This window comes from Algoriphagus confluentis (assembly GCF_036245625.1).
GTDB classification, from domain to species: Bacteria; Bacteroidota; Bacteroidia; order Cytophagales; family Cyclobacteriaceae; genus Algoriphagus; species Algoriphagus confluentis.
Map to the genome: position 1 here is coordinate 34,828 of NZ_BTPD01000010.1, position 24,668 is coordinate 59,495.

Below are 24,668 nucleotides of genomic sequence, written 5' to 3' on the forward strand. Positions count from 1 at the left end.
AGACAAATCCTGAAAAAATTGGGGAAGAGGTGAAGGAAAGAAAAAGCCCCTAGATGTGGGCTCGAGGCTTGAAAAGTTGAAATAAGGACTGCTTGCTTGTATTAAACTTGAAATAAAGATTTAAATGTCTACGGCAAACTCAATTTTAAGCTCTCTCTACGAATAATTATACATAATTCAGGTTAAAAGCACTTTTCCGATTTGCTCGCATAGTGCCGCTCTCCATTGGCATAGAGTTCTTCATTGATAAACTCCAGATTTACAGTAACGGGGGCTAGTCCTTTTTTCTCAAAAGTCAGGGTCAAAGTGGCTTTTGAACCTTCGCTTTCTACCGTCCATTGCCCTTTCATAGTGCCTTTGTACTCTGGATTGCTGTCCTTCATGATTCCTTTTTTGGAAATATTGGCATTGAATCCTCCGTCTGAGCACAGATTGACTTTGGTTTGTTGTTTTCCTCCAACAAAGCCTTCATATGCGATCAAAAGCTTGTCAGACAGGAACTCTTTCCAGTCAAAACCTTCATAAACATCTACTTCTCTTGCTGTGGTCAGAGTTGCGGTTTTGAGTAATTCCAGGGCAGATTGGGAGACCATTTCGGCATTTTCTTCCATAGAGATAGCCAAGACAGTGATGCATGCTTCACCGCATCGGGTGGCAGCAAAGGCCCGATAATTTTTTGGGGCTACGTAATTTCCTGCGGCCTCAACCTGAGAAAAGAGAAGATCCCCTTCAATCTTGGGTTCAGAAGCTTTCAGACTAATGGTTTCCGATATATTGACGCCTTCTTGCCAAACTCTTGAAAGTTCGATTAAATCGATCTTTTCTCTTCCAAAAACAAAGATTTCCCCAAATACACCTGTAGTAGAGTTGAGCAAAAAAACTTCAGTCTCTCTGGGTAGCACCCCGACCCAACCCTGCGGTATAGTGGATGAAAATCCATAGCGAGGAGAAAAGACTTCTTCTCCTGCATTGTACATTTTACCCGGGACAACCCTGTTTTTAAGATTTTGCGCCAGTACTATCCCGGGTGCAAAAGCAAATGCGAGCAAGTAGAAAAGTAGGGGAATTCGTTTCATAAGTTCTTTGGTCATTGAATTTTGTGGTAAACCACCACTTTAGCTCAATATACCGATTTAGTCAGTAAGCTGATAAGGAGGTTCATTTATCTTCTTTTATTTGAATAAAAATAGCCTCGTCGGACTACCGACGAGGCTGAGTTGGTTTAGTAATCAAAAGGGCTTAATTATTTCTTTCTCGGCTATTTCCTCTGCTGCTTCCTGAGCTTTGACTCCTACTGCTCACTTCAGGTGCTTTTCTTGCAGGGGGAGTAGCTCTTACTTCTGGCTTGCTCTGGATTCGGCTAGGCTGAGCCACTCTGGAATCGGAGCTTCGGGAAGGAGTTGTCCTTACTTGGCTCTGATTGGGCTGCCGAGAAGATCTCACCTCCGGAGATCTACTTGGAGAAGCTCCCCTCTGCTGTACACTTTCTCTCTGGGAAGGCTGAGGTTGAGTCCTTACCTGAGCAGGTCTGCTTGGCTGTGTCCTTACCTGACTTTCTCTGGAAGGAGAAGGCTGAGTTCTTACCTGACTTTCTCTTGAGGGAGCAGGTTGGGTCCTTACAGATTCAGTTCGGTTGGGCTGAGCGGAACGGGAAGGTGAGCTGACCGTTTCTCGGGATCTGGTCTCGCTGGGAGCTGGCTTCACCTCAACCCTTCCTTCGCTTGGTCTCGCCGAAGGGCTGGAACTTCTTCCAGAACTGGCACTTCTGGAATTGTCTACCCGGCTTGGCTGATTGGCGGAGGGATTAACTTCGCTTCCGGATCGGGAGGATCGGGCTTGATTGGAGTCAATCACCCGAGAAGGTCTCGCTTCCACACTTCTGCCACGGGATGAGTCGATATCCGGTCGGTAAATTCTCACCTCGTTTCTCGCCAAGGAAGCTCGGCCTGGGTTTTCGGAAGACCTTACTTGATAGACAGGGACCGTCTGCCTTGTGATGCGCTCTACCTCTCTTCGGGAAGGGCCTGCATAGACGTTGTAGTTGTTGTAAACTACCGTATTGTTGATGACGGTGGTTCGGTTGATGATTTTTACCTTAGTTCTATGCTGAGCAAAAGGAGCGTAGTAGCCATAGACATTTCTATGGTAAATCCGTGCGGAAGGGATGAATACCCAATGTCTGGTAGGGATGTTGATTCTCACATTGATGGATACTCCTGGTCCAAGCGGTGCCCAGCCATAATATCCCCCGCCTGATCTCCAGCTGACCCAAGCAGGAGCCCACTCGTAGCCGGGAATCCAAGCCCAAGACCGGTAGTAATCGTCAAAATACCATCTTCCATAGTGGAAAGGAGCCCATCCCCAGTCGTAGTCAGACACCCAGGTGTTGCCAAATTCAGTCATGACCCAGTGACCGTTGGTACCATAGGGATGAAAGTCATCATATACTGCAGGCAGCCAAATGTATCCGTATCGGGCATCTTTCACCCAGTCCCCATAGGGAGTCAATGCATCGTAGAAGACCTGGAAGCTTACTCCAAAATGATCTGCTTTCACTTTTGATGAAGAGAAAAGCAAGCCGGCGAAAAGGAATAGGCTCAGGGCCGGTATCCTCAGTCTTTCGAATATTAGGTTAGATAACATGGTAGTAGTGGTTAAAGGTGAATACTTCGGTTTACTCGGTTGGGGCTCGTTTTCTATTTAGGTAGATGCAGTTTGTTTTGATTGCGTTGCATGATCTATTTCATAAATCAGGCCATTTTTACAATCTTCTTTAAAATATGGGTTTGATTTATGATATGTATCGTAAAAAAATAAATAAAGGTTGGAGTGATTTATTCTTATTAAATAAAAAATAAACAATAAAATACGATACTTATAAAAAAAATTTAATTAACTAATTTTAAGCCTTGAAAAAAAATCAATAAAGGCTTTCCCTGTTTTTCAAAAAACTAAACGGAAATAAGGCTTAAGCAACCATTTTTCCTGCCATAATTTTTTTTCATTTTTTTTAAAAAAAAATCAAATGGAGTGCTTGAAGTTTCTAGAAGTATGCTTCCAAGCCTTTTTGCGATGGATAGGTGTTTAGAAAAATAGTGGATGGAATGTTTTAAAAAACCCTGGGTTGAACCAGCTGGTCCATTACCCAATTGGTGCGTGCCCCTGAAATCCCGGTTGATGGAGAAAAATCTCTTCCGAGCAATTCTCCTACAATGGATTTGATCAAGGGGAGTTGGATATGCTTGGGTAGCTCAAACTGATGCAGTTTGGGATCTAGGCCATTTTGCCAAAGCTCAAATTCTCCTTTCCCAAAGGTCTCGAAGCGAATCATTCCCTCACTCCCGTAGATGATCGTTTCGTCTATTTCCGCTTCCTTGGAGGCAGTAAAGCACCAGTTACCTGTACCCAACACCCCTGATTCGAAGACAAAACTTCCCGCCACAATATCCTCAGCAGGATAGATTTTTCCCTGATTGGCGGAGTAACCGGAGGCATGGGTGATTTTTCCAAAAAAGAAATCCATCAGGTCCAGCTGATGGGAAGCCAAATCAAAGAAATAGCCTCCTCCGGCAATTTCGGGGTCCACTCTCCAGTTGTTTTCCAGATGGGTAATAATTTCCGGGCGGAGCACTTGTTTCATGTTGATGTGAACCGAGCGGATGTCTCCAATGGCGCCGCTTTGAATCAATTCTTTGATTTTGACAAAATGGGGAAGTGCTCTTCTGTAGTAGGCGACAAAGAGCGGGACACCTGCATCTTCACATATCCTGATCATCTCTTTGCACTCTGAATAGGTTCTCGCCATGGGTTTCTCCACATAAACCGGCTTCCCAGCAGCTGCAGCGATTCGGGTCATATCCAAATGCACGTTGGGAGGAGTGGCAATGTATATGGCATTCACCTCTGGGTCAGAAACCAAGGCTTGGGCGTCTGTGTACCATTTGGGGACTTGGTGTCGAGAGGCATAGTCTTTCACTTGGGCTTCATCCCGTCTCATGACTGCGACCAATCTGCTATTGGGGATCAAATTCATCGCCGGGGCAGACTTCACTTCACAAACGTTGCCTACACCGATGATTCCCCAACGGACTTCTGGATCTAAAAATTTATTCATTTTGGAAAGTAGCAAAAGATGAAAGCTTTTGAAAGGGGAAAAATCGGATTTAATAATAAATGGCATGAATCCATTCTGTGCTAACCTAAATAAAATACTCCCTCAAAGTGATTTACTTTTTGGGAGTATTTACGGTATGGCTTTCTCCTAAATTACTGTGAAGGAGGAGTTCTGCGTTTCATCACCAGACTGTCTGCGGGGTAAGTGGCAGCGAGATAGGCCATTTGTTCCTTTACCCAATCGATCAGGACCTGTCGTTCTTGCTCGCTCAGATTGGCTTCCGGATGCAGGCCCAAATAGGTGTAGGACTCCAGTGGCATCTCTTTTTCCTCTACCATTTCTATTACTTCTTCAAATTTGTGGTTTTGTACCGCTATAGGTAGGTTGGTAAACGAGGAAAAGTTCAGATGCCTCTTTCCGTCATTCACATGGTCTGCCAGCATGTATTTGACTGGCTGAATGTGGGAGTACCAAGGGTATCGTGTCAGATTAGTATGGCAGTCATTGCAGGCACCCTTTAGAATAGTAGCGACATTTTCCGGGATATTGTAGCTTTTGCTGATGTCGAATTCGGTGTCATTGCTTTCGTTTTTTTCAGCTGGGATAAACTGAATCAAGACAAGGAGTGCAAGAAATCCGATCGTGATTTTTTTGAACATGGCTGGGAGGGTTAGTTTGCGATTAGACTCTGGTTTTTCTCTGGGGTTTATTATAGAAAGACCATTTCTTATCCCAATTTCGTGCTATTTATCCGCTTTTTCCTGCCATTCATCTTAAGATTCGCTTAATTCTTTATTTCCGGAACCGGACACCGTCTATCACCAAACAGAGTCCTGCTTGAAATACAATCAGAGCGAAGGTTCCATACCAAAACCATTCTTCGCCCGAATACCGGGCAAAACCTGCATCCACGGTCAAGCAAAGTCCAGCTCCAGTAAGCAATAGTCCTGATACAGACTGGACAAACCATCGGGTTTTTGATTTCATTTCCTTGGTTTTTTGATTTTTTGGTTAAAAAGAAGTGATCATAGTCATGCCCGTTTCGGAGAAGCTGTCCATATGCATCAGGGCCTGTACAGCTTCATTTAAGGAAATTCGCCTTCCGATGAGTGTTTCAGGAGAAAGTTTTCCTACATGGATCATTTGCATCATTTCGGGGTAAGCATGGGCTTGCATTCCATGACTTCCGAGGATTTCCAGTTCTTTGGCAATGACCAAATGCATGGGTATGGGAGGGTTGGTCTCTGAGCCTGCCATCAGTCCGACTTGAATGTGCTTCCCTCTTTTTCGAAGACAAGAAACCGAATTGAAACAGGTGATTTTACTTCCCAAAGCATCCATGCTTACGTGGGCGCCTCCTTGGGTCAATTCAAGAATAGCTGCGGGAATATCAGCTTCAGTTTTCGCATTCAAGAGATAATTTGCCCCTGATGCTTTGGCAAGGGCCAGTTTTTCTTCAGAAATATCCACCGCGATGACCTGCGCACCTAATGCCGAAGCGATCATAATGGCCGAAAGTCCGACTCCTCCGCTGCCATGTACAGCCACCCACTGCCCGCCTGTGACTTTTCCCTGAGCCACTATTCCTCGATAGGAAGTGGCAAATCTGCACCCCAAACTGGCAGCTGCTTCGAAACTTACGGTTTCAGGCAACCGGATTAGATTTGTTTCGGCTCGATAAACAGACACATACTCAGCAAAGGAACCCCAATGGGTAAATCCAGGCTGGAATTGGTCATCGCAGATCTGCTGATTCCCGCTTTGGCAGGTCTGGCAGGTACCGCATGCACAGACAAAGGGGACGGTCACCCGATCACCGACTTTCCAGTTTTTCACCCCTTTTCCCACTTCACGAATCACTCCGGCAAACTCATGCCCGGGCACATGGGGAAGTAAGATATCGGAATCGTGGCCCATCCATCCATGCCAATCACTCCGGCATATTCCGGTGGCTTTGACTTCCAAGACTACTCCGTTTTCGGGTGCGATTGGATCGGGGACTTGGGTGATGGCGGGTTGTTTTTGGAAGGATTCGAACAGAAGAGCTTTCATCAATTTTTGATTTCTGAAAGTTGAAAAAAATTCCAGAATGAGCACAAGTCGAATTTTTGAAAGGTCGAAAAATTTCCATCAGGTTTAGGAAACAAAAACTCAATCGACTACATTTAAATTAGTTGAATAAGCATAGGATTATGAAAAAGGTGTTGATTTTTGGGATTGTTTTTTTTGGATGGTTGCTTAGTTCCTGTGATTCCTATGAATTCCCTCCTGTTGGAGCTGAAAAAGGTTCGATTTCGGGTTCTTTAGCCTTATTTGACGAAGGGACCACTCAAAAAGCCTCCTCTGCCGGGATGAGAATTTCTTTGGAAGGTACTGATCCTTTAATTTTTACCTTTTCGGATCAATTTGGAAGATTTGAATTGAAAAATGTTCCTTTTGGGAGTTATGCTGTGGTTTATGAAAAAGAGGGGTATGGAACTTTTAGGTATTTGGGAGAAGACGACGGAGATAAATTTGAGCACCTTCCCGAAATAGTTAATTCAAAAATCCCCCATTTTTTGTTAGGCGAAAAATCTACCACCAAGATTCAGAATGTAAATGTCGAGAAGGTAGTGGGCGGGTATCGTTTCTCTGTGGAAGGAAATCCGGGAGGGAGTATTAGCCGAGAAAGATATTTCTCTTTCCTCGTTTCTACCACCAATCCCAACTTTTCCGAGCGGGATTTTGATTATTCATTTAAGTATTCCAGTAATTCCAACCTTTTGGTTGTGTTTTTGCCGGACGCTGTCTATGAAAGTTTACTTCATCCGCAAACCGGGAAAGCTTATCTAAAAGTCTATGGTAATTCCTACCATGAAAATCTGTATGTAGAAAACGGTCGGGTAGTTTTTCCCAACCTCAACCCCGTTTCATCGGAATTGATTCTATTGGAAAAAAACTAAAAAACCGTGAATGTTTCCACCCACGGTTTTAGTATTGTTGTTCTTGTCTGTTTACTGTGACTGATCACTCAAAACTAACAACCGCCAACTGAACTAAACTTCAAACCCTTTTCTGTAGGTTCTGCCAACAAACTGATTGGCTTCTTCCAGGTTGGTGATTCGCATATTTTCTCCATCCCAAAGCAGCTTTCTTCTTCCAAAGAACTCGTCTCTTCCCTGAGCATTTTTTCTTCTCAGCATATAGCTTCGTATAGCCAAGTTACCCATCAGCACAGTCTCGGTCATCGGTCCCGCATAGTCAAAGGAGGAGGTTAAGGCCTTGTGTTCTTCCGAACCAAATCCAGCTTTGCAGGCATCCACCCATTTGCGCTGATGTCCATATTCCGGCTCGGTGCCTTCGATCCGATCGGGACCAAATTCCTGAGTACCGTCATAGAGATACAGCTTGGGCATCAAAGGAGAACTGTCATTGATATTATGAGTGATAATTCCTTTCTCACCGATCATCATTACTCCGTTGGCAGAGTTGGCACCACCTAAGTCATGATCCGGTGGTATGATATCCGGATGGGAAGGTCGGATTCCCCCGTCCATCCAGGTCATTTCCAGAGGCACCGGATTTTTTGCCGTCGGGCCATAGTGTAGGGTGATGAAAGAGGAGGCAGGGCATCCTTCCGGATTATAGTCAGCGGTCCACATTTGGGAATACACAGAACCCACGGAGCATTCCGCATCAGTTGGGTAGTTCAAGCCCAACATGCGGAAAGGAATATCCATCAAGTGACATCCTACGTCTCCCAAGGCGCCTGTGCCATAATCCCACCAGCCTCTCCAGTTGAATGGGTGGAGGTTAGGGGTAAACGGAATTTCGGGTGCCGGACCGAGCCAAAGATCCCACTCGAGTTCGCTTGGCTTGCTTCCTGAATCTGCTTTGGGGAAAGGTCCTCCCTGTGGCCATACGGGACGGTTGGTCCAGATTTGTACTTTGGATACTTTACCGATTTTGTCCTCATTCATCCAGCCACGGATCATATCCATCAGGGGATTGGAAGCTCCCTGATTTCCCATTTGGGTAACTACTTTTTGGTCTCGGGCCATTTGGGTGAGCATTCGCGCTTCCCGAATGTTGTGGGTCATGGGTTTTTGCACATAGACATGCTTGCCACGCTCCATGCAGAATTTAGCTGCCGGACCATGCACATGGTCAGGGGTGGAGATGGTCACGGCATCGATGTCCTTCTGCTCTTCGAGCATTTTGCGGTAGTCAGCATAAAGCTTGGCGTTGGGAAAGCTTTTTACGGAATCTTTTGCCGTGCCGGAAAAATCCACATCACAAAGTGCTACCACACGCTCTCTGCCATTGACAGAGGCATTCAAAATATCACTTCGGCCTTTTCCGCCTGCCCCAATAGCTGCCAAATTGAGCTGATCGGATGGTGCAGTGAATCCTACTCCTCCCAATACATGCCTAGGGACAATAAAAAAAGAGGATGCGATCGCTGCATTTTTGATAAATTCCCTTCTGGATTGCCCAGTAGAGGAGGGGTCAGTTTTTTTCATGGTTTGATAGAGTTATCGGTTATTCGGATCAGTAAAGTAGAAAATTATGGCATCTTCTAGAAATCCTATTCAAAAGAATGATGAAAGGATAATCTTTGGGTCTAAAGAGATGGAAAACGTATTTTTTTGAAAACAAAATCGCCTACAGGGGATCCCTCATTCCCTAAGAGTAAATATGAAGAAGGGATTTTTTGAACAGAATCTTGTTTTTCTGTCTAGGGGCTTTTTTGAAAAAAATACAATCCAAGATCGATTTCGTAAATAATTCTTCAATTTTTCCCTGCAGGCAAGAAGATATACCCCATAAAAAATTACTTTCGAAGAGATTTAGTAACAAATTATTTCGATAGACCCTGTATCCTCTCCAACAATGAAAATCGGAGTTCTCAAAGAAACCAAAGAATTTGAGAAGCGGGTAGCCCTCAGTCCGGATGTGGTGAAGCTGCTGATCAAAAAGGAATTTAAAGTCATCATCGAATCCGGAGCAGGGGAATCTTCCTACTTTCTGGATGCAGATTTTGAAGCTGCCGGTGCTCAGGTAGTGCCCAAAAAGGAAGTTTTTTCTGCTGATGTGTTTCTCAAGGTCAATGCCTTCACCTTAGAAGAAGTTGCAGAAATGCGCAAAGGGGCAGCTTGTATCTCCTTTTTGTATGCTTATCAGCAGGCAGAACTGGTAAAGGCATTCAAAGAAAAGCAAATTCTATCCTTTTCCATGGACGCCGTTCCCAGGATTTCCAGAGCGCAAAAAATGGATGCACTTTCTTCCCAGGCCAATTTGGCGGGGTATAAGGCCGTTTTGCTGGGGGCCAATCACCTGGGTAAGATTTTCCCACTGATGATGACCGCTTCGGGTACTATCACTCCTGCCAAGGTTCTTATTTTTGGCGCAGGAGTAGCGGGATTGCAGGCTATTGCTACGGCCAAAAGACTGGGTGCCATCGTGGAATGTACCGATGTGAGACCGGAAACCAAAGAACAGGTGGAGTCTTTAGGGGGCAGATTTCTCACCGTGGAAGGAGCTGAAGGGGTCAAAGTGGAAGGAGGCTATGCCAAAGAAGTTTCCAAAGAATATCTGGAAAAGCAGCAGCAATTGATCCGGGAGAAAATCAAAGACGCCGACCTGGTTATTACTACTGCGCTCGTGATGGGTAAAAAGTCTCCGATTTTGGTGACCGAGGAAATGGTCAAATCCATGAAGACCGGATCGGTGATCGTGGATATGGCTGTGGAATCAGGGGGTAATTGTGAGCTTTCGGAGAAAAACCAAACCGTGGTCAAGCATGGAGTGACTTTGGTCGGAGAATCCAATCTTCCTTCCCTGCTTCCTGTCAATGCCAGTCAGCTTTACGCTACCAATATCAGCACTCTTTTACTTCACCTGGCCAATTCCTCTGGTTTTATCTACGAGTCGGAAGAGGAAATTGCCAAAGGAGTATTGATCACCAAAGCTGGAGAATTGGTTCATCCTTTCACCAAAAGCATTCTCAACCTTTAAATCCGAATAGCTATGAATGCAGAAGCATTGATTATCCTGATTTATGTGCTGGTTTTGGCCAGTTTTCTTGGGTTTGAATTGATATCCAAAGTGCCGCCCACTTTACACACTCCATTGATGTCCGGTTCCAATGCCATTTCCGGAATTACCATAGTAGGAGCCCTGATTGCTACCAGTGAGATGGGGTTTACTACTCTGAGTAAGTGGTTGGGCATGTTTGCCTTGGTCTTAGCCACGATCAATGTGGTCGGAGGCTATGCGGTTACAGATCGGATGCTAAAAATGTTTAAGAAGAAATGAGCAATATTGTCCAAATCGCCTATCTGATCGCCTCGGTTCTTTTTGTATTGGGGATCAAGTTTTTGGGTAAAACCAAGGATGCAAGACGTGGAAATATGCTTTCTGCGGTCGGTATGCTCATTGCAATAGTTGCAACCCTGACCACCCTTGAGATTCTCAGCTTCGTGGAGATGTTTGCCTGCATGCTTGTGGGTGGAGCTATTGGTCTTTATTACGCCAAGAAGGTAGAAATGACCCAAATTCCAGAGATGGTTGCACTTTTCAACGGTTTTGGAGGAATGGCCTCTCTAGGTGTGGCACTCTCTGATCATTTTTTCAAAACCCAAATACAAGGAGTGGAGATCGACACGGTCAACTCAGTCAGTATCATTGCCTCCGTCTTGATTGGCGGAGTCACGTTTACCGGTTCTGTAGTGGCTTGGTTGAAGCTGAATGGCAAAGTTTCGGGTCAGCCAATCACTTTTAAAGGACAGCATTTGTTGAATTTACTTCTGCTTCTGACTTTCTTGGGCGTGGCTGTGATGACCTATCTTTTCCAAATCGAACCTATTTACATCACCATTTTGGTTGCAATTGCTTTGCTTGTCGGGGTATTGATTGTGATTCCGATTGGCGGTGCGGATATGCCTGTGGTTATTTCCTTGCTCAATTCGTATTCGGGGATGGCTGCCTGCGCTACAGGCTTCATTCTGAACAATAATGTACTGATCGTAGCAGGTTCTTTGGTCGGTGCCTCAGGAATAATTTTGACCCAAATCATGTGTAAAGCCATGAACCGTTCACTGATGAATGTGCTTTTGGGAGGTTTTGGTCAGACCACCTCTGCCGGAGCTCAAGATGGACCATCTATTGTCATCAAAGAGATTGGAGTAGAGGAATCAGCTATGCTTTTTGATTCGGCATCCTCTGTGATCGTAGTTCCCGGCTATGGCATGGCTGTGGCACAAGCGCAGCATGTGATGCGAGAGCTCATGGAGCAATGTGAAAAGCGAAACATAGATTTCCGATTTGCGATACATCCTGTGGCAGGACGTATGCCCGGCCATATGAATGTGCTTCTGGCTGAAGCCAATATTAGCTATGACAAGCTGATCGAGATGGAATCAATCAATGACGACTTTACGAATACAGACATCGTGTTAGTAGTTGGGGCTAATGATGTGGTCAACCCAGCTGCCCGCACTAATCCTCAAAGCCCGATTTATGGAATGCCAATCCTAAATGCAGATAAGGCCCGTACCGTAATCGTGTCCAAGCGAAGCATGGGTAAGGGATATGCGGGGATCGAAAATGAACTTTTCGGCTATCCCAACTGTCTGATGCTCTTCGGGGATGCCAAGCAGACCCTTACCAAAGTGGTGGGTGAGATGAAAGAAATGAGCTAGAAAATATTTGGCAAAATTATTGCCGATTAGCCAGCATGAATCTTTCTTTAATCACCTCTATTCTCCTGCCTTTATTCTTCTTTTGGAATCAGGTTCAGTATAGCGAACTGGTAGGAACTTGGCAACTGACGTATTTTGATGGGATCGAAAAGATTGTCCATTCTCCTGAATATCAGAATGCTACTCCCACGCAGAGAGCCAATATGGACGCAAGGATTAAGTTTAGGCTTGAAAATACCGTATACCAATTCGAAGAAAAAGACGTGCTGAAATACATTGATTTTGTCAATCAGACGGTAGTACAGAAGGAAGCCAAGATCGAACTGAAGGATGAAAATATGCTGATCATTCACGATGAGGATGAGGATCGGCTTGCGAAAATTGTAGAACTTTCTCCTAAAAAAATGGTTCTACTCCCCATCAGTGCCACTTCCCGTTCTGGAAAGTTGGTATTTGAGCGAATAAAATAGAATACCCAATCACCCTTACATAAACCAAAACCTCCGAAGAATCTTCGGAGGTTTTTTATTGGAATCATGGAGCAGATATAAATTAAATCCCCAAATCCAACTGATTCTTGAGTAGCTGAAAGCTCTTGCGATGCCAGATCGTAGGCCCGAATTTTTCAATCCCATCCCGGTGGGCCTGAGTAGGATATCCGACATTGGTCTCCCAAGCAAAGTGGGGATATTCCTCGGCCAGATTTTCCATCAGATCATCTCGGTACACTTTGGCCAGAATAGATGCTGCGGCAATAGCGGCAAATTTCCCATCGCCTTTGATCACACAGGTGTAGGGGAGTTTCAGGTCAGACTTCCAGCGATTGCCATCGATTAGTAAATGCTCCGGCTGGACAGACAGCTGAAGAACGGCTCTTTTCATCGCCAAAAAGGAGGCATTCAGGATATTGATCTGATCGATTTCTTCCACACTTGCCTCTGCTATAGCCCAAGCCAAAGCTCTGTCCTTGATCTCCTCTATAAGTTCCTCTCGATTGGATTTGCTGAGCTTCTTGGAATCATTGATCCAGGGATTGGAGTAATCTACCGGAAGAATCACCGCAGCCGCTACCACAGGACCTGCCAAACATCCTCTGCCTACTTCATCACAGCCTGCTTCCAGTCGATTAGCTTCTAAATAGGGGAGTAGTGGAGACACTTTGATGAACTTTGCTGGGTTTGTGGATTTTGTGAATCATCTCGGCGACCAAGGCAGTCCAACCAGTCTGATGGGAAGCACCCATGCCACGACCGCTGTCTCCATGAAAATACTCATAAAAGAGAATGTAGTCCTTGAAATACGGATCTTCCTGAAATTTCTTATTGTCCCCAAATACAGGTCTATTGCCTTTTTGGTCCTTGGTAAAAAGGCGGATGCATCGATTGGAAAGCTCCTTGGCGATGAGGTCAATGGTCAGAAAGTTTCCAGATCCGGTAGGATACTCTATAGAGAAATCTCCACCATAGTAAAAGTCAAACTTCTTCAGCGACTCGATGATGAGGTAATTGATCGGAAACCAGATCGGCCCTCTCCAGTTGGAATTTCCACCAAACATTCGGGTGGTGGATTCTCCTGGGGTAAATTCGATGGAAAGCACATCCCCGTTGATTTTCATCGTGTAGGGATTTTTCTCATGGAATTTTGATAGCGATCGTATTCCAAACTCGCTGAGGAATTCGTCGGAGTCCAGCATTCGGTAAAGTACGCTTTTCATCCGATGGCCTCGCAAGAGTGAAAAAAGCCTTCGCTTATCGTAGCCCGGTTGGATCCAGCTCGATACCAAGGCTGCTAATTTGGGCTTTTCACTGAGGAAAAAGTCCAATCTCTTTTTGAACTCCGGCAAGTTGTCGAATAAATCTTCCCGGATGGGTTCGACAGCAAATAAGGGGATAAGACCCACAATCGACCTTACTTTAAGCTTTTTGGGTTCTTTTCCCTGATAGTGGAAGACATCGTAGAAAAAATTGTCCTCATCATCCCATAAGGAGATGTGTTCGGAGGAAATGTTATTCATCGCTCCTGCGATATACAGGAAATGCTCGAGAAACTTGGTCGCACTGAACTGATACACTTTGTTGAATTCGCAGAGATCAAGAGCGATTCTCAGCATATTCAGGGAAAACATAGCCATCCAGCTCGTGCCGTCTGCTTGCTCAAGTTTTCCTTGATAGTATTGGGCATGGTTACGGTCAAAAAGGGAAATGTTGTCCAGTCCCAGGAAGCCCCCTTCAAAGATATTATTGCCTTCGCTGTCTTTTCGGTTGACCCACCAAGTGAAGTTGAGCATCAGCTTGTGCATAGCCCGCTCCAAAAACTCCTGATCCCCTTTCCCATTATTCATCTTTTTGTCAATCTGGTAGACTCGCTGTACTGCATAGGCATGCACGGGAGGATTGACGTCGGAGAAGTTCCACTCATAAGCAGGAATTTGCCCGTTGGGGTGCATATACCACTCGTTGAGCAGAAGCAAGAGCTGGTTTTTGGCAAATTCAGGATCGATTCTTGCAATGGGAATACAATGGAAGGCCAAATCCCAAGCCGCGTACCAAGGGTACTCCCACTTATCAGGCATGGAGATGATATCGTAGTTTTGAAGGTGTCTCCAGTGGTTGTTTCGTCCCTTTTTTCTCTGGGCTGGGGGCTGATAACGTCCCGGGTCTCCTTCCAGCCATCGGTTGACATCGTAATAGTAAAACTGCTTGGACCACATCAACCCTGCAAAAGCCTGTCGCTGAATCAGCCGGTGTTCAGGATCTGAAACCCGGTCTTGAATCATACCATAGAAGTCTTCTGCTTCCTTTCTTCTTTCGTCGAGGGTTTGTTCGCAAGAGTCCAATGGATTTTCTTCGATTTGATGCTGCATACGCATCTTTACATGCTTTTGTCCTCCCGCTGGAATGCTGAGCTTATAAATGGCTGCTGCTTTGGTTCCCTTGTTTTGTGGGTTTAAAAAAGCAGCATCACCTGAAATCAGGTAATCGTTGATGGCGTCTTTGGGGAATTTTCTTTCGTTGGGAATACCATAGAGACGCTGCCGGTTGGTTTCATTGTCACAGAAGGCCAACTCCTGATTTCCGCAAAAAGAAAAGATGTAGTTACCTGATTTGGGGCTAAAGGCCTTGATCGAGTGATCATTCAGTTTGCTGATATTGGGCATGAAGGGTTCATGTCCGGTAAACCAGGTTTTTCTAAACCAGATGGTAGGCATCACCCATATCTCTGCATCCTCAGGTCCCCGATTATGAATAGTGGCTACAGCTACCAGGTCTTCGACATCATTTTTTGCGTATTCGATGAAAATGTCAAAGTAGCGGTCCTCATCAAAGATACCGGTGTCGATCAGCTCATATTCGGTTTTAAGCTTTCCTGCTTTTCTGTTTTCATCGATCAGCTTTTTGTAGGGAAATTCAGCCTGAGGATACTTGTACAGCATCTTCATGTAGCTATGGGAAGGAGTAGAGTCAAGGTAGTAATAGATTTCCTTTACATCCTCACCATGGTTGCCTTGATTTCCAGTCAGACCGAATAGCCGCTCTTTGATGAACGGGTCTTTTCCATTCCAAAACGCCCAAGCCAAACAAAGCTTCTGCTTGTGATCTGAAATCCCCGCTATTCCCTCTTCCCCCCATCGGTAGGCTTTGCTGCGGGCATCGTCATGGGTCACATTTTCCCACGCGGCCCCATCGGGACTGTAATCTTCCCGCACTGTTCCCCATTGGCGTTCAGTGAGGTAAGGCCCCCATTTTTTCCAATGCTTTTTGCGGTCCTTATCTTCTTGTAATCGTATATGTTCAGCTGACATGTAGGTTCTCCTTGAGCAAGATTCGAAATTATCAATTTCTGGGTATTTAAGCCGAAAATGCAGGATTGTGTTCAATTCATCCCTGATTTTTTTCACTCTTTTTTGCCTGAAATCCCCTTGGTTTTTAAGTGGATGTCAAAAGATTCCCCGGAAAGATGTCAGAAGATTCCTTGGAAATCGGTTTCCAGACCTGTTCCGAGTTGGGATTGAAATTTCTCAAAAATGAAGGATTTTTTTCTTCTACATTTGTAGAATTCAAATTCTCTTCTACATTTGTAGAAATAAAAAGAGAAATTATGCTGTCCAAAGCTGAAGAAGAATTAATGAATTACTTGTGGGAACAGAAGAAAGCTTATTTGAAAGAGCTGATCGAGGCTTATCCTGAACCCAAGCCTGCTGCTACTACCGTTTCCACTTTGCTGAAGCGCATGCAGGATAAAAATTTTGTGGACTATCAGACTGAGGGGAAAGCCAGACTATATTTCCCTCTAGTTTCGAAGGAATCTTATTTTGGCAAACACCTTCAAGGCCTGATCAAGAATTTTTTCAATGATTCTCCAGCCCAGTTTGCTTCCTTTTTTGCAGCGCAAACTCCACTGACTGAGGCTCAGCTTGAGGAGCTCAAGTCTCTGATTGATGACCAACTCCACCGCAAGAAATAATGGAATATCTGCTCAAATCCGTCCTTTGCCTGCTTTTGTTGCTACTTTTTCACCGATTGTTTCTGCAGCAGGAGGTACTTCATCGCTTCAATCGATTCTATCTTTTGGCATCAGTCCTGGGGTCTTTTCTTATTCCTCTGATCACTTTTGAAATAGAAAAAGAGGTACCCTTACCGCCTGTTTCTGAAGTTGTCTTTTCTGGCGAAAGCTATTCCAAAGATTTTCTGACAACTCCAACTTTGACTGAAATGGCCCCTGTCGCCTCCACCTCCAAAGCTGAAATTCCCTGGACAGCCATAGCTTGGACAGTTTATCTCTCAGGTGTTTTGATATTCCTGATTCGTTTTCTTCGAAACATTCGAATCATTTGGGACCAGATTCGGCGGAATATTCGGGTGATTTACAAGGAGGAGACGCTGGTTTTGTTGGATCGAGAAATTTCTCCCTTTTCCTTTCTGAGTTATATCTTTTTTTCCAAATCCACCTATGAAAATGAAGGGATTCCCGAAGCGGTTTTCCTCCATGAGCAGTGTCACGTTCGGGAAAAACACAGCTGGGATATTCTCCTGTTGGAGGTTTTGCTGATTCCATTCTGGTTTCATCCAGGCTTGCATTTCGCTCTACAATCCATTCGGCTCAACCATGAATTTATTGCTGACCAAGAGGTGGTCAAAAGCACGTCGGTTCAGGATTATCAATTTCTGCTAGTCTCCGTTCTTTCCGGGCAAAACAGATTTACTCTTGGCACCGATCTAAATTTTTCCCTCACCAAAAAACGATTTACCATGATGAAGAAAACACCAAAACCCGGAATTCAAGTCCTTAAATTGGCCAGTTTGGTGGTCTTTCTTGGGGTGGTCGTAACAGTATTTGCTGAGAAAGTGTTTGTAAATACCCCTGTTTTTTCCAAGGGTATTGAAGCAACTAGTCTTTCTTCGGATAAGGAAAAGAAGGTTTTACTTAGCTTGAAAGAATCTGGTGAAATTCTTTTTGAGGGGAAATCGGTGAGCAAAGAGCAGCTATTGACCTATCTTTCGGAGATCGAAGGGCAAGATATTCTTGTCGAACTTTTTGCAGATCCTGGTGTGCAAATGGGCGATCTGGCTGAAATCCAAGATTTACTTAGAGGTCAATCGATCCGAAAATTAAGCTATCAGCAGGCCGCACTTCCCAAGTCAGTAGACGAGCAAGAAACCCAAAGAGAGAAAAAGTATCGCGACGCTGTCTTCATGATCGAAAGCGAGGATATGGAATACACCCAAAAGAGCTATTCCGCACTTTCTACTAAAGAAAAAGAAGGTTTGCTGCTTCCTAAGCACACAGAGAAGAAAACCCCAGATCCCCAAGCTTTTGAGTCCTGGAAAAATAAGGAAGAGGTAGCCCTTTGGATAGATGGAAAACCGGTGGAAAATTCTGTTTTGGATTCCTATAAGCCTGAAGATTTCGTTTGGGCCTTCCAATCTCGTGTTTTTCCGAATGCCCGTTCTGAAAAATACCCTCAGCCATTTCAGGTAAGTCTCTACAAAGAGGCCTACTTTGATCAAAAGTTGGGGCCATCCTCGGAGATGTTTCAGCCTCTAACCAATCAGGACACCATCACGCTCACACAACGCAATTTGACTTCATTTAAGGATTTGTCTCGATATCCGGATCCTGTCACCGCCTACTTGCAGAAAAACGCCAGATACGAGAAGCTTAAGTCGGACGGAAACGCGGATTCCCCTCAAGTAAAGGCAGAATTGGAAAGTTTATACCAAGAATTGAATGCCATTTACAACCAGACACCTGCCAACAGGCAAAAGAGACTGGTAAAACCATTGCCTCTTGATCCATCTTCCTCCCAAAAAGAATCAAAAGGAAAAGCAATGGCTGAAGTCTCTTCGGATCCCAATTCGATTCCCTTTTCGATGGTAAATGCTCCATTATACAAAAGTGAGGCCTTGAAAATGTATATCAAACTTTACGGGGAATATCAGACCAAAGCCTATGAAAACCAACTGTTTTCCAAATGGACTGATCAGGAAATCATCGATCTGGAAAAAGACTTTCAGGATCTAAGAACACGTTTTTCACTTCTTAGCCCAATTGAAAGAACTCAGGTACAACGGGTAAATTTTCCATTTTTTAAAACCGAGAAGAATGGAATCACTATCTACAAAAAAATAGAGGATTTGACTGAGGAAGAGAGGCGAAGTATGGCGTGTTAAGAATTCACCCAAACGCGGGATTACCTTGCATTTCATTGGAATTGGCAGAAACTGACTGTCTTACACCAGCTTGTTCTACCATTTCCCAAAAATGTTCAGGCCAGGAATCCACCCATTCCTGATAAATCAAGGATGCTTCGGCATCCTTTTTTTCTGCCTTTTCCAAAAGTGCAAAATCAAAACTCCGAGCTGCAATACCTGCTCTGGAGGCTTCAGCATCCAAGGCATTACAGGCCTGTTCGTACTGACCTGCCACGGGAATCATCATCACGGGTTTTTCCAAGTACATAGCTTCGCAAACTGATTCAAATCCAGCAGTGCAAACTAGTCCGCGGCAGGCGGCCATGTCTTCCAAAAATGTCCGGTCGTTGACCTGGTAAAAGGTTAAATTGGGGAGTGGGTATTCGACTTCTTGGGCATCTTTTTTATCCCAATAGGCCTTAATCTTGAGGTGAGGATATTTTCCGGCAAATTCTTTCACCTCTTCTCCATATCCCACATTGACCATATAGGCAAGGAAAAAATCCTCTTGCCGGACCACCAAGTCTTTGATTTCTTTTCTCAGAAGCGGAGGCAGGATTCTTATCTTGTTCTTTGGGGTTTTTGGTAAAAAGGAGAGGGCTAAAACCTCATCTGCACCACAGGCAGTGATTTGTGTATTCAATCGAAAAAGGATGCGCTCCCAAGCTCTCCCCGGAGCAAAAATAAATTCAGGATGTCCGGAAAGATATTGATGGCCGATCACCCAATAGGCTGCTTTTGGCCGGAACAAAAGGGAATATAGGCCACCCAAAAGGTCATAAAAGTTCAGAATCACGTCCGGATTCAGATCATTGACTTGTCGGTCAATTTGCCAGAGGCTTTTCCAAAAAACAGGAGCTTTTGCCAGGTTTTTCCGGATCGTTTTTCCCAACAGGATTTTTTTATCAGCTCCATCTGCTTCGAAGTTGGGACTTTCCAACAGGGTAATCGGGGCCTGAATCTCCCGTATAAAAAAATCCGGAATGCTGCGACGATGGCTTTTCCCAACCAAAACACCGAGCAACTCGTGCCCTTGGTCACGAAGTAAGCGGGCAAAGGCAATCGCCTGAGTCATATGCCCGCGGCCTTCGCCTTGTACGATAAAAAGAAATTTCATCACAATCTGAATGATGGTGGATTCAAATCCTCTCCAGGTCTATCAAAAGCTACCCTTTTCATTGGCAGGAAGTCATTTTCAGGCAGGTCGTCTTCCTTGTTGCGTTTGGATAGCTCAGTTGTTTGCAATTGCTTAAAGTCGATTTCATTGTAATAAATCAACTGCCAGTTGCCTTCGTGATCCTCTGCCAAAGCACTCATAGTTTCGACCCAATCTCCGGAATTGAGGTAATGAATGCCGTCAATCATCCGGTTTTCCGGCTGATGAATATGTCCGCAGATGATTCCGTCACAGCCTTTGGCTCTAGCCATTTTTGCCAACTCGGTTTCATATTGATCGATGTAGGAAACGGCCGACTTTACCTTGGACTTGACATAGCGGGAAAGGGAAAAATAAGGCAAACCCCGCTTGAACCGGTAGTGGTTGACTACCCGGTTGAGCCAAAGAAGAAAAGTGTAACCCATGTCTCCTAGATAGGCGATCCACCGGAGATGGGTAGTGATGCTGTCAAAAACATCCCCGTGAGTGATGAAATATTTCTTGCCATTGCTCTCATAAATCAGGTCTGTTTGAATACGCAAATTACCGATTTGAAGCGGTAGAATCTGATCAAGGAAGTCATCGTGATTTCCCCGGAGGTAATAGACTTGGGTATGATGATTTTCTATCATTTTCAGGACTCGATTGAAGAAGCGGGTGTGTTTTCGCTTCCAGCTGCCTGATTTTTTGAGTTGCCAGCCATCGATAATGTCCCCATTGAGGATCAGATTGTCGCAGCGGTACTGCTTGAGAAAGCGGGCTATTTCCTTTGCTTTGGCTCCTTTAGTTCCTAGGTGGACGTCAGAAATGACAATGGTTTTGAAGTGAGTTTTCACATTCTTGGTTTTTTCAAAACTACACTGAGCATATCAATCCAATATGTTTAGGTTGTTAAGTATTTGTTTTGATTTCCGAATATTCTTTGGCGGAAATGAATTAAAGGTTAAGGGATTGAGAAGTTGGGTAAAAGAGATGGAGTAGTTTGGGCTATTCTTTTGTCTGGCAATTCCGAAAATATTATAAGCGGTAATGCCCTTTTTTTCCTTGGTTTTTAGCTTCGCAAACAAGAAAAATAAACTCAAATGAGGAAAATTATACTAGTGATGGGCTTGATTCTGGCCTCTGTGTCCGGATATGCCCAAGAGGAGAATTACTCCGGAAATTATGAGCTCGCCGCTCGTTTTTCTCCTGAAAAGTTAAAAAAAATGATCTTTTCGACCAGTGTAGATCCCCACTGGATGAAGAAATCCGACCGCTTTTGGTATGAGTACGAAACCACGGAAGGCAAGCGATGGTACGTGGTAGATCCTGTCCGCAAAACCAAAACAGAGCTTTTTGATCGGGATAAACTGGCCGCTGAAATCACCAAAGCAGTAAAAGATCCCTTTGATGGTCAGCATCTAAAGTTGGATGATCTGAAACTGATGGAGGATGAAAATACCATCCGATTTAAGGTAAAGTCCACCGCAGATGTCTTGAAGTCCGACTGGGCTGAAATCAAGGAAAAAAACAAAAACGCAAAGGACTCCATGGAGAAGAAGGTTCATACTTTTCTTTTCAATATTGGTTCCCAAACCTTGACGGAGATCGAAACCGAAAAAGATCCTAAGCGGCTTTCCTGGGCCAATATAGCTCCGGATTCATCCAAGGTAGTTTATGCCAAAAACTTCAACCTCTACTGGATGGACAAGGAAAACTTCCTAAAGGCAGTAAAAGATGAAAAAGATTCGACCCTTGTGGAAAATCAATTGACCACCGATGGGGAAAAAGACTACGAATACGGCTGGGGTGGCCGTGGAGATGACAATGTGGAAGAAGAAAAGAAAAAGGATGACCGTAAGCGGGTAGGTGTGCTTTGGAGTACGGATTCCAAGCAGTTTATCTTGACTAGAACCGATCAGCGTCAAGTCAAAGACCTGTGGGTCATTCACAATATCCGGGATCCAAGACCGACTTTGGAGACCTACAAATACGCCATGCCCGGAGAAAAGGAGCAGCCCCAAACTGAACTGCTGCATTTTTCCTTTGATTCCAAAGAGCTGAAGAAATTGCCGATTTCCACTTTCAAGGATCAAACCGTCAGCCTTTGGTCAACCACACCTCCTGCCAATACTAGAGATGATGATTTCCGTCCGGCTACTTGGTTGGGAGATCTGGATGAATTCTATTTTGCCATCACGAGTAGAGACCTGAAGCGGGTGGATGTGGTTCGTTGGAACCTTGCCACCGGCCAAAAAGAAGTGGTCATCGAGGAAAGAAGCAATACCTATATCGATTTTGAAAAGATTGAGATCCTGGGAAATGAGCTGGTCTGGTGGTCTGAGAGAGACGGTTGGGGTCATCTTTATCTGTATGATAAAAGCGGCTCTCTGAAAAGACAATTGACCTCAGGCCCTTATCATGTGGGAGGAATAGCACGAGTGGATGCACGAAATCGTCGAGTCTACTTTGTAGCCAATGGAAGAGAAAAAGGAGAAGACCCCTACTACGAGCACCTGTACAGTGTATCCATGGATGGAGGAAATGTCAGCTTGCTAAACTCAGGGAATTTTAACCATAGCATCGAAATCAATGACAATGCGTCCTTCTTTGTAAGCAACTATTCCCGAGTGAATACTACTCCTGTCTCTGTTCTGATGGACCGAAATGGAGCGAAAGTGATGGATTTGGAGACAGCAGACTTGAGTCAGCTATTTGCTGCAGGCTATCAATTCCCAGAGCCATTTAAGTTTAAAGCAGACGATGGAATCACCGATTTGTATGGGGTCATGTATAAGCCTTTTGACTTCGACTCTACCCGAAAATATCCATTGGTACAATATGTCTACCCAGGTCCTCAGACTGAGGCGGTGAATAAGTCTTTTGGAAGAGGGATGGACCGAACTGATCGATTGGCTCAATTTGGATTCGTGGTGGTGACTTTGGGTAATCGAGGCGGTCATCCTGCCAGATCAAAGTGGTATCATAACTATGGCTATGGAGACTTGAGAGACTATGGCTTGGCGGATAAAAAAGCAGCAGTGGATCAATTGGCAGACCGTCACTCTTTCATTGACCGCAACCGCGTGGGAATTCACGGACATTCTGGAGGTGGTTTTATGTCCACGGCGGCAATGCTTGTTTACCCGGATGTATTCAAAGTGGCGGTTTCCTCCGCAGGGAACCATGAAAACAATATATACAACCGTTGGTGGTCTGAAAAGCACCACGGAGTGAAAGAGGTCATCACTCCGAAAGGAGACACGACATTCGTCTATCAAATCGAGAAGAACCCGGATTTGGCAAAAAATCTAAAAGGTCACTTGATGCTCAGCAGTGGAGATGTGGACAACAATGTGCACCCGGCAGGAACCATCCGAATGGCAGATGCCCTGATCAAAGCCGGTAAGCGGTTTGAATTTGTGATTTTGCCTGGCCAAAGACACGGCTACGGTGATATGACGGAGTATTTCTTCTGGAAAATGGGAGACTACTTTGTCCGTCACCTTTTGGGAGACAATACTCCACCTCCAGTGGATATGATTGAGATGCAGCGAGATAAGCCGAAGGATTAGTAGCCGTTTGCAATAGGCAGGTACCGGTACAGTATACGATAGTTTACCTGTGGTAATCTACGCCAACTGTGGGCTAAAACATGCCGATCTAAATGAAAAAAGCCCGGTTTCGAGAGGAAATCGGGCTTTTTTGTGCTTATGGATGAAGTGAACTTAGTTATATTCCTTGATCAGAATCGTATAATTTACCGAGTTGTCAAAGGTTTTGATGGGCATTCGGCTTTGGGGATCGGGTAATTTGTAGGTAGGCATTCCCACTCTGAATTTAGGGTTGGGTGTTAAATCGATCGTTCCGCCGGGGTTAAGGCTTTTGGGCAAAAATGTAAACCCACTGTCAAGAAGTATCCTTCCCTTCTGAGAGGAATCAGTCTTGAATTCAGGGTTGAATTTCCAATTGTACAAAAGGGTGTCTTTTTGGGATTTATTGAGGGTGTCTATTTTTTCTTGAGCAAAAGTCCATCCTAGGGTTCCTAAAAAAATAACAAAAAAGCTTGTAATGATTTTCATGACAGGTGCAATTTGGTGGTATAGAATACAATACGTAATAAAATATATTTAGTTTTGCTAACCTTGTCAAGTCCTTATTTTTCTTTTTCTTTCCTTTTTTTTATCTAGCCTTTAATTTCTTTTTCAATCAATCCTAAAATAAATTCCAGCTTTTCCATTAGAGGGAGGTAGTGAGCCTCTTCCGTGGCCTGAGTGGTAAGGATGAAGGTCAGGAGTCGATTTTCGAAGGAAACTGATTCCAAAATACCCAAATTGCTCCCTTCAAAATCCCCTTTTGGAATTCCCAAACCCTGAGTCACCTCGACATCTTCGAAGACTTTTCTGATACTGTAGCCTTCTTGGTCAAAAATACTGACTACATTCTCCCGTTGAAGGCTTAGTTCCAATTCCTGTTTCTGGATATCCTCCAAGGTGGCCAACCAATCCGTCAAAGCCTTTCTCAGGTCCGGGTTGGATAGATCTTTTAGGCTTCCTGAACTGACCATTTCCATCAGGAGTGAGTTGTTTGGACTGAATGAAATCTCAAAGGCCAACGCTTCAAAAACCCACAGGGAAAACTGCTTTTCTTCCAGATTAGGGGCTTTGGGACCTGCCTGAAAGATCTTCTTGGCACTTTCCAGATTGTTTCGGTTGACTTTGATCAGCTCTTGGAGTTTTGCCCGACTGATCTGAAAATCCTCCTTCAAACCTTTGAGATACACCTGTTCTTTGACTCTGTTTTGATTTTTGAGATTGTTGTTGTTGATCGCCAAGGCAATCATAATCCCGATGACCAGAAGGATCACTTCCCCCAAAGCATACAGGAGATATTTTTGGATTTTCCCCTTGGCGATGATCTCTTTTCTGAATTTTCGGAACAGTCTACTCATAAAAATCAGTCGGTTCTGGATGACTAACCTAGGGCATTCCGCTAAAAAAGCCTGAAAAAAGAACTGAAAAAACTAGAGTTTCTGTTTCTTCCTC

General features: G+C 44.5%; 21 protein-coding genes. 8 read left to right on the top strand and 13 right to left on the bottom strand.

What is annotated here, in order from left to right; all coding sequences use genetic code 11:
- Nucleotides 1-182: 182 nt before the first annotated feature.
- The 6 genes from AAA943_RS15515 to AAA943_RS15540 all read right to left on the bottom strand — a co-directional run bounded on the left by AAA943_RS15515 (nucleotide 183) and on the right by AAA943_RS15540 (nucleotide 6,166).
- A complete protein-coding gene (locus tag AAA943_RS15515) occupies nucleotides 183-1,076 on the bottom strand; it encodes a hypothetical protein (protein WP_338225181.1) in 894 nt (297 codons plus the stop codon).
- Nucleotides 1,077-1,239: 163 nt separating this feature from the next.
- Complete coding sequence (locus AAA943_RS15520; RefSeq protein ID WP_338225182.1) at nucleotides 1,240-2,643, bottom strand: DUF6600 domain-containing protein; 1,404 nt, start codon at nucleotides 2,641-2,643, stop codon at nucleotides 1,240-1,242.
- Between the two features lie 466 nt (nucleotides 2,644-3,109).
- On the bottom strand, nucleotides 3,110-4,114 hold the full coding sequence (locus AAA943_RS15525; protein WP_338225183.1) for a Gfo/Idh/MocA family protein: 1,005 nt from the start codon (nucleotides 4,112-4,114) through the stop codon (nucleotides 3,110-3,112).
- A 152-nt stretch (nucleotides 4,115-4,266) separates the two neighbouring features.
- Complete coding sequence (locus AAA943_RS15530; RefSeq protein ID WP_338225184.1) at nucleotides 4,267-4,773, bottom strand: heme-binding domain-containing protein; 507 nt, start codon at nucleotides 4,771-4,773, stop codon at nucleotides 4,267-4,269.
- A gap of 133 nt (nucleotides 4,774-4,906) precedes the next feature.
- A complete protein-coding gene (locus AAA943_RS15535; protein ID WP_338225185.1) occupies nucleotides 4,907-5,101 on the bottom strand; it encodes a hypothetical protein in 195 nt (64 codons plus the stop codon).
- 24 nt (nucleotides 5,102-5,125) lie between these two features.
- Nucleotides 5,126-6,166, bottom strand: coding sequence for a zinc-dependent alcohol dehydrogenase family protein (locus tag AAA943_RS15540; RefSeq protein WP_338225186.1), 1,041 nt, complete (start codon nucleotides 6,164-6,166; stop codon nucleotides 5,126-5,128).
- Between the two features lie 140 nt (nucleotides 6,167-6,306).
- Here AAA943_RS15540 and AAA943_RS15545 point away from each other — a divergent pair, with 140 nt between their 5' ends.
- On the top strand, nucleotides 6,307-7,056 hold the full coding sequence (locus tag AAA943_RS15545) for a carboxypeptidase-like regulatory domain-containing protein (protein ID WP_338225187.1): 750 nt from the start codon (nucleotides 6,307-6,309) through the stop codon (nucleotides 7,054-7,056).
- Nucleotides 7,057-7,149: 93 nt separating this feature from the next.
- Here the strand turns inward: AAA943_RS15545 and AAA943_RS15550 are convergent, their stop codons facing one another.
- Nucleotides 7,150-8,616 carry a Gfo/Idh/MocA family protein gene (locus tag AAA943_RS15550; RefSeq protein WP_338225188.1) on the bottom strand — a complete coding sequence of 489 codons (1,467 nt, stop codon included), beginning with the start codon at nucleotides 8,614-8,616 and terminating at the stop codon, nucleotides 7,150-7,152.
- Nucleotides 8,617-8,986: 370 nt separating this feature from the next.
- Between AAA943_RS15550 and AAA943_RS15555 the strand changes: the two genes are divergently transcribed.
- From AAA943_RS15555 to AAA943_RS15570, 4 genes are read left to right on the top strand one after another with little or no spacing between them, the layout of a single operon-like run.
- Nucleotides 8,987-10,111: a Re/Si-specific NAD(P)(+) transhydrogenase subunit alpha gene (locus tag AAA943_RS15555; protein ID WP_338225189.1), complete on the top strand. Its 1,125-nt coding sequence runs from the start codon at nucleotides 8,987-8,989 to the stop codon at nucleotides 10,109-10,111.
- 12 nt (nucleotides 10,112-10,123) lie between these two features.
- Nucleotides 10,124-10,411: an NAD(P) transhydrogenase subunit alpha part 2 gene (locus AAA943_RS15560; protein WP_338225190.1), complete on the top strand. Its 288-nt coding sequence runs from the start codon at nucleotides 10,124-10,126 to the stop codon at nucleotides 10,409-10,411.
- Nucleotides 10,408-11,796, top strand: coding sequence for an NAD(P)(+) transhydrogenase (Re/Si-specific) subunit beta (locus tag AAA943_RS15565; RefSeq protein WP_338225191.1), 1,389 nt, complete (start codon nucleotides 10,408-10,410; stop codon nucleotides 11,794-11,796). Before AAA943_RS15560 ends, AAA943_RS15565 begins: the two co-directional genes overlap by 4 nt.
- Before the next feature lie 35 nt (nucleotides 11,797-11,831).
- Complete coding sequence (locus AAA943_RS15570; RefSeq protein WP_338225192.1) at nucleotides 11,832-12,266, top strand: lipocalin family protein; 435 nt, start codon at nucleotides 11,832-11,834, stop codon at nucleotides 12,264-12,266.
- Between the two features lie 82 nt (nucleotides 12,267-12,348).
- Here AAA943_RS15570 and AAA943_RS15575 read toward each other — a convergent pair whose 3' ends face one another.
- On the bottom strand, nucleotides 12,349-12,954 hold the full coding sequence (locus tag AAA943_RS15575) for a ribonuclease HII (RefSeq protein WP_338225193.1): 606 nt from the start codon (nucleotides 12,952-12,954) through the stop codon (nucleotides 12,349-12,351).
- A complete protein-coding gene (locus tag AAA943_RS15580; RefSeq protein WP_338225194.1) occupies nucleotides 12,923-15,598 on the bottom strand; it encodes an MGH1-like glycoside hydrolase domain-containing protein in 2,676 nt (891 codons plus the stop codon). The genes AAA943_RS15575 and AAA943_RS15580 overlap by 32 nt, the downstream gene beginning before the upstream one ends.
- A 155-nt stretch (nucleotides 15,599-15,753) precedes the next feature.
- Here AAA943_RS15580 and AAA943_RS15585 point away from each other — a divergent pair, with 155 nt between their 5' ends.
- Together AAA943_RS15585 and AAA943_RS15590 are read left to right on the top strand one after the other, a co-directional pair.
- Nucleotides 15,754-16,260 carry a BlaI/MecI/CopY family transcriptional regulator gene (locus tag AAA943_RS15585; protein WP_338225195.1) on the top strand — a complete coding sequence of 169 codons (507 nt, stop codon included), beginning with the start codon at nucleotides 15,754-15,756 and terminating at the stop codon, nucleotides 16,258-16,260.
- Nucleotides 16,260-18,467 carry a M56 family metallopeptidase gene (locus tag AAA943_RS15590; RefSeq protein ID WP_338225196.1) on the top strand — a complete coding sequence of 736 codons (2,208 nt, stop codon included), beginning with the start codon at nucleotides 16,260-16,262 and terminating at the stop codon, nucleotides 18,465-18,467. Before AAA943_RS15585 ends, AAA943_RS15590 begins: the two co-directional genes overlap by 1 nt.
- Before the next feature lie 4 nt (nucleotides 18,468-18,471).
- Here the strand turns inward: AAA943_RS15590 and AAA943_RS15595 are convergent, their stop codons facing one another.
- Together AAA943_RS15595 and AAA943_RS15600 are read right to left on the bottom strand one after the other, a co-directional pair.
- Complete coding sequence (locus AAA943_RS15595) at nucleotides 18,472-19,605, bottom strand: glycosyltransferase family protein (RefSeq protein ID WP_338225197.1); 1,134 nt, start codon at nucleotides 19,603-19,605, stop codon at nucleotides 18,472-18,474.
- A complete protein-coding gene (locus tag AAA943_RS15600; protein ID WP_338225198.1) occupies nucleotides 19,605-20,480 on the bottom strand; it encodes a UDP-2,3-diacylglucosamine diphosphatase in 876 nt (291 codons plus the stop codon). Before AAA943_RS15600 ends, AAA943_RS15595 begins: the two co-directional genes overlap by 1 nt.
- 246 nt (nucleotides 20,481-20,726) lie before the next feature.
- On the opposite strand from AAA943_RS15600, the gene AAA943_RS15605 reads away from it, so the two are divergent.
- Nucleotides 20,727-23,198, top strand: a complete 2,472-nt coding sequence (locus AAA943_RS15605; protein ID WP_338225199.1) for a S9 family peptidase — start codon at nucleotides 20,727-20,729, stop codon at nucleotides 23,196-23,198.
- A 153-nt stretch (nucleotides 23,199-23,351) separates the two neighbouring features.
- Here the strand turns inward: AAA943_RS15605 and AAA943_RS15610 are convergent, their stop codons facing one another.
- A complete protein-coding gene (locus tag AAA943_RS15610) occupies nucleotides 23,352-23,705 on the bottom strand; it encodes a hypothetical protein (RefSeq protein WP_338225200.1) in 354 nt (117 codons plus the stop codon).
- A gap of 104 nt (nucleotides 23,706-23,809) precedes the next feature.
- A complete protein-coding gene (locus AAA943_RS15615) occupies nucleotides 23,810-24,574 on the bottom strand; it encodes a DUF6090 family protein (protein WP_338225201.1) in 765 nt (254 codons plus the stop codon).
- Nucleotides 24,575-24,668: the final 94 nt, after the last annotated feature.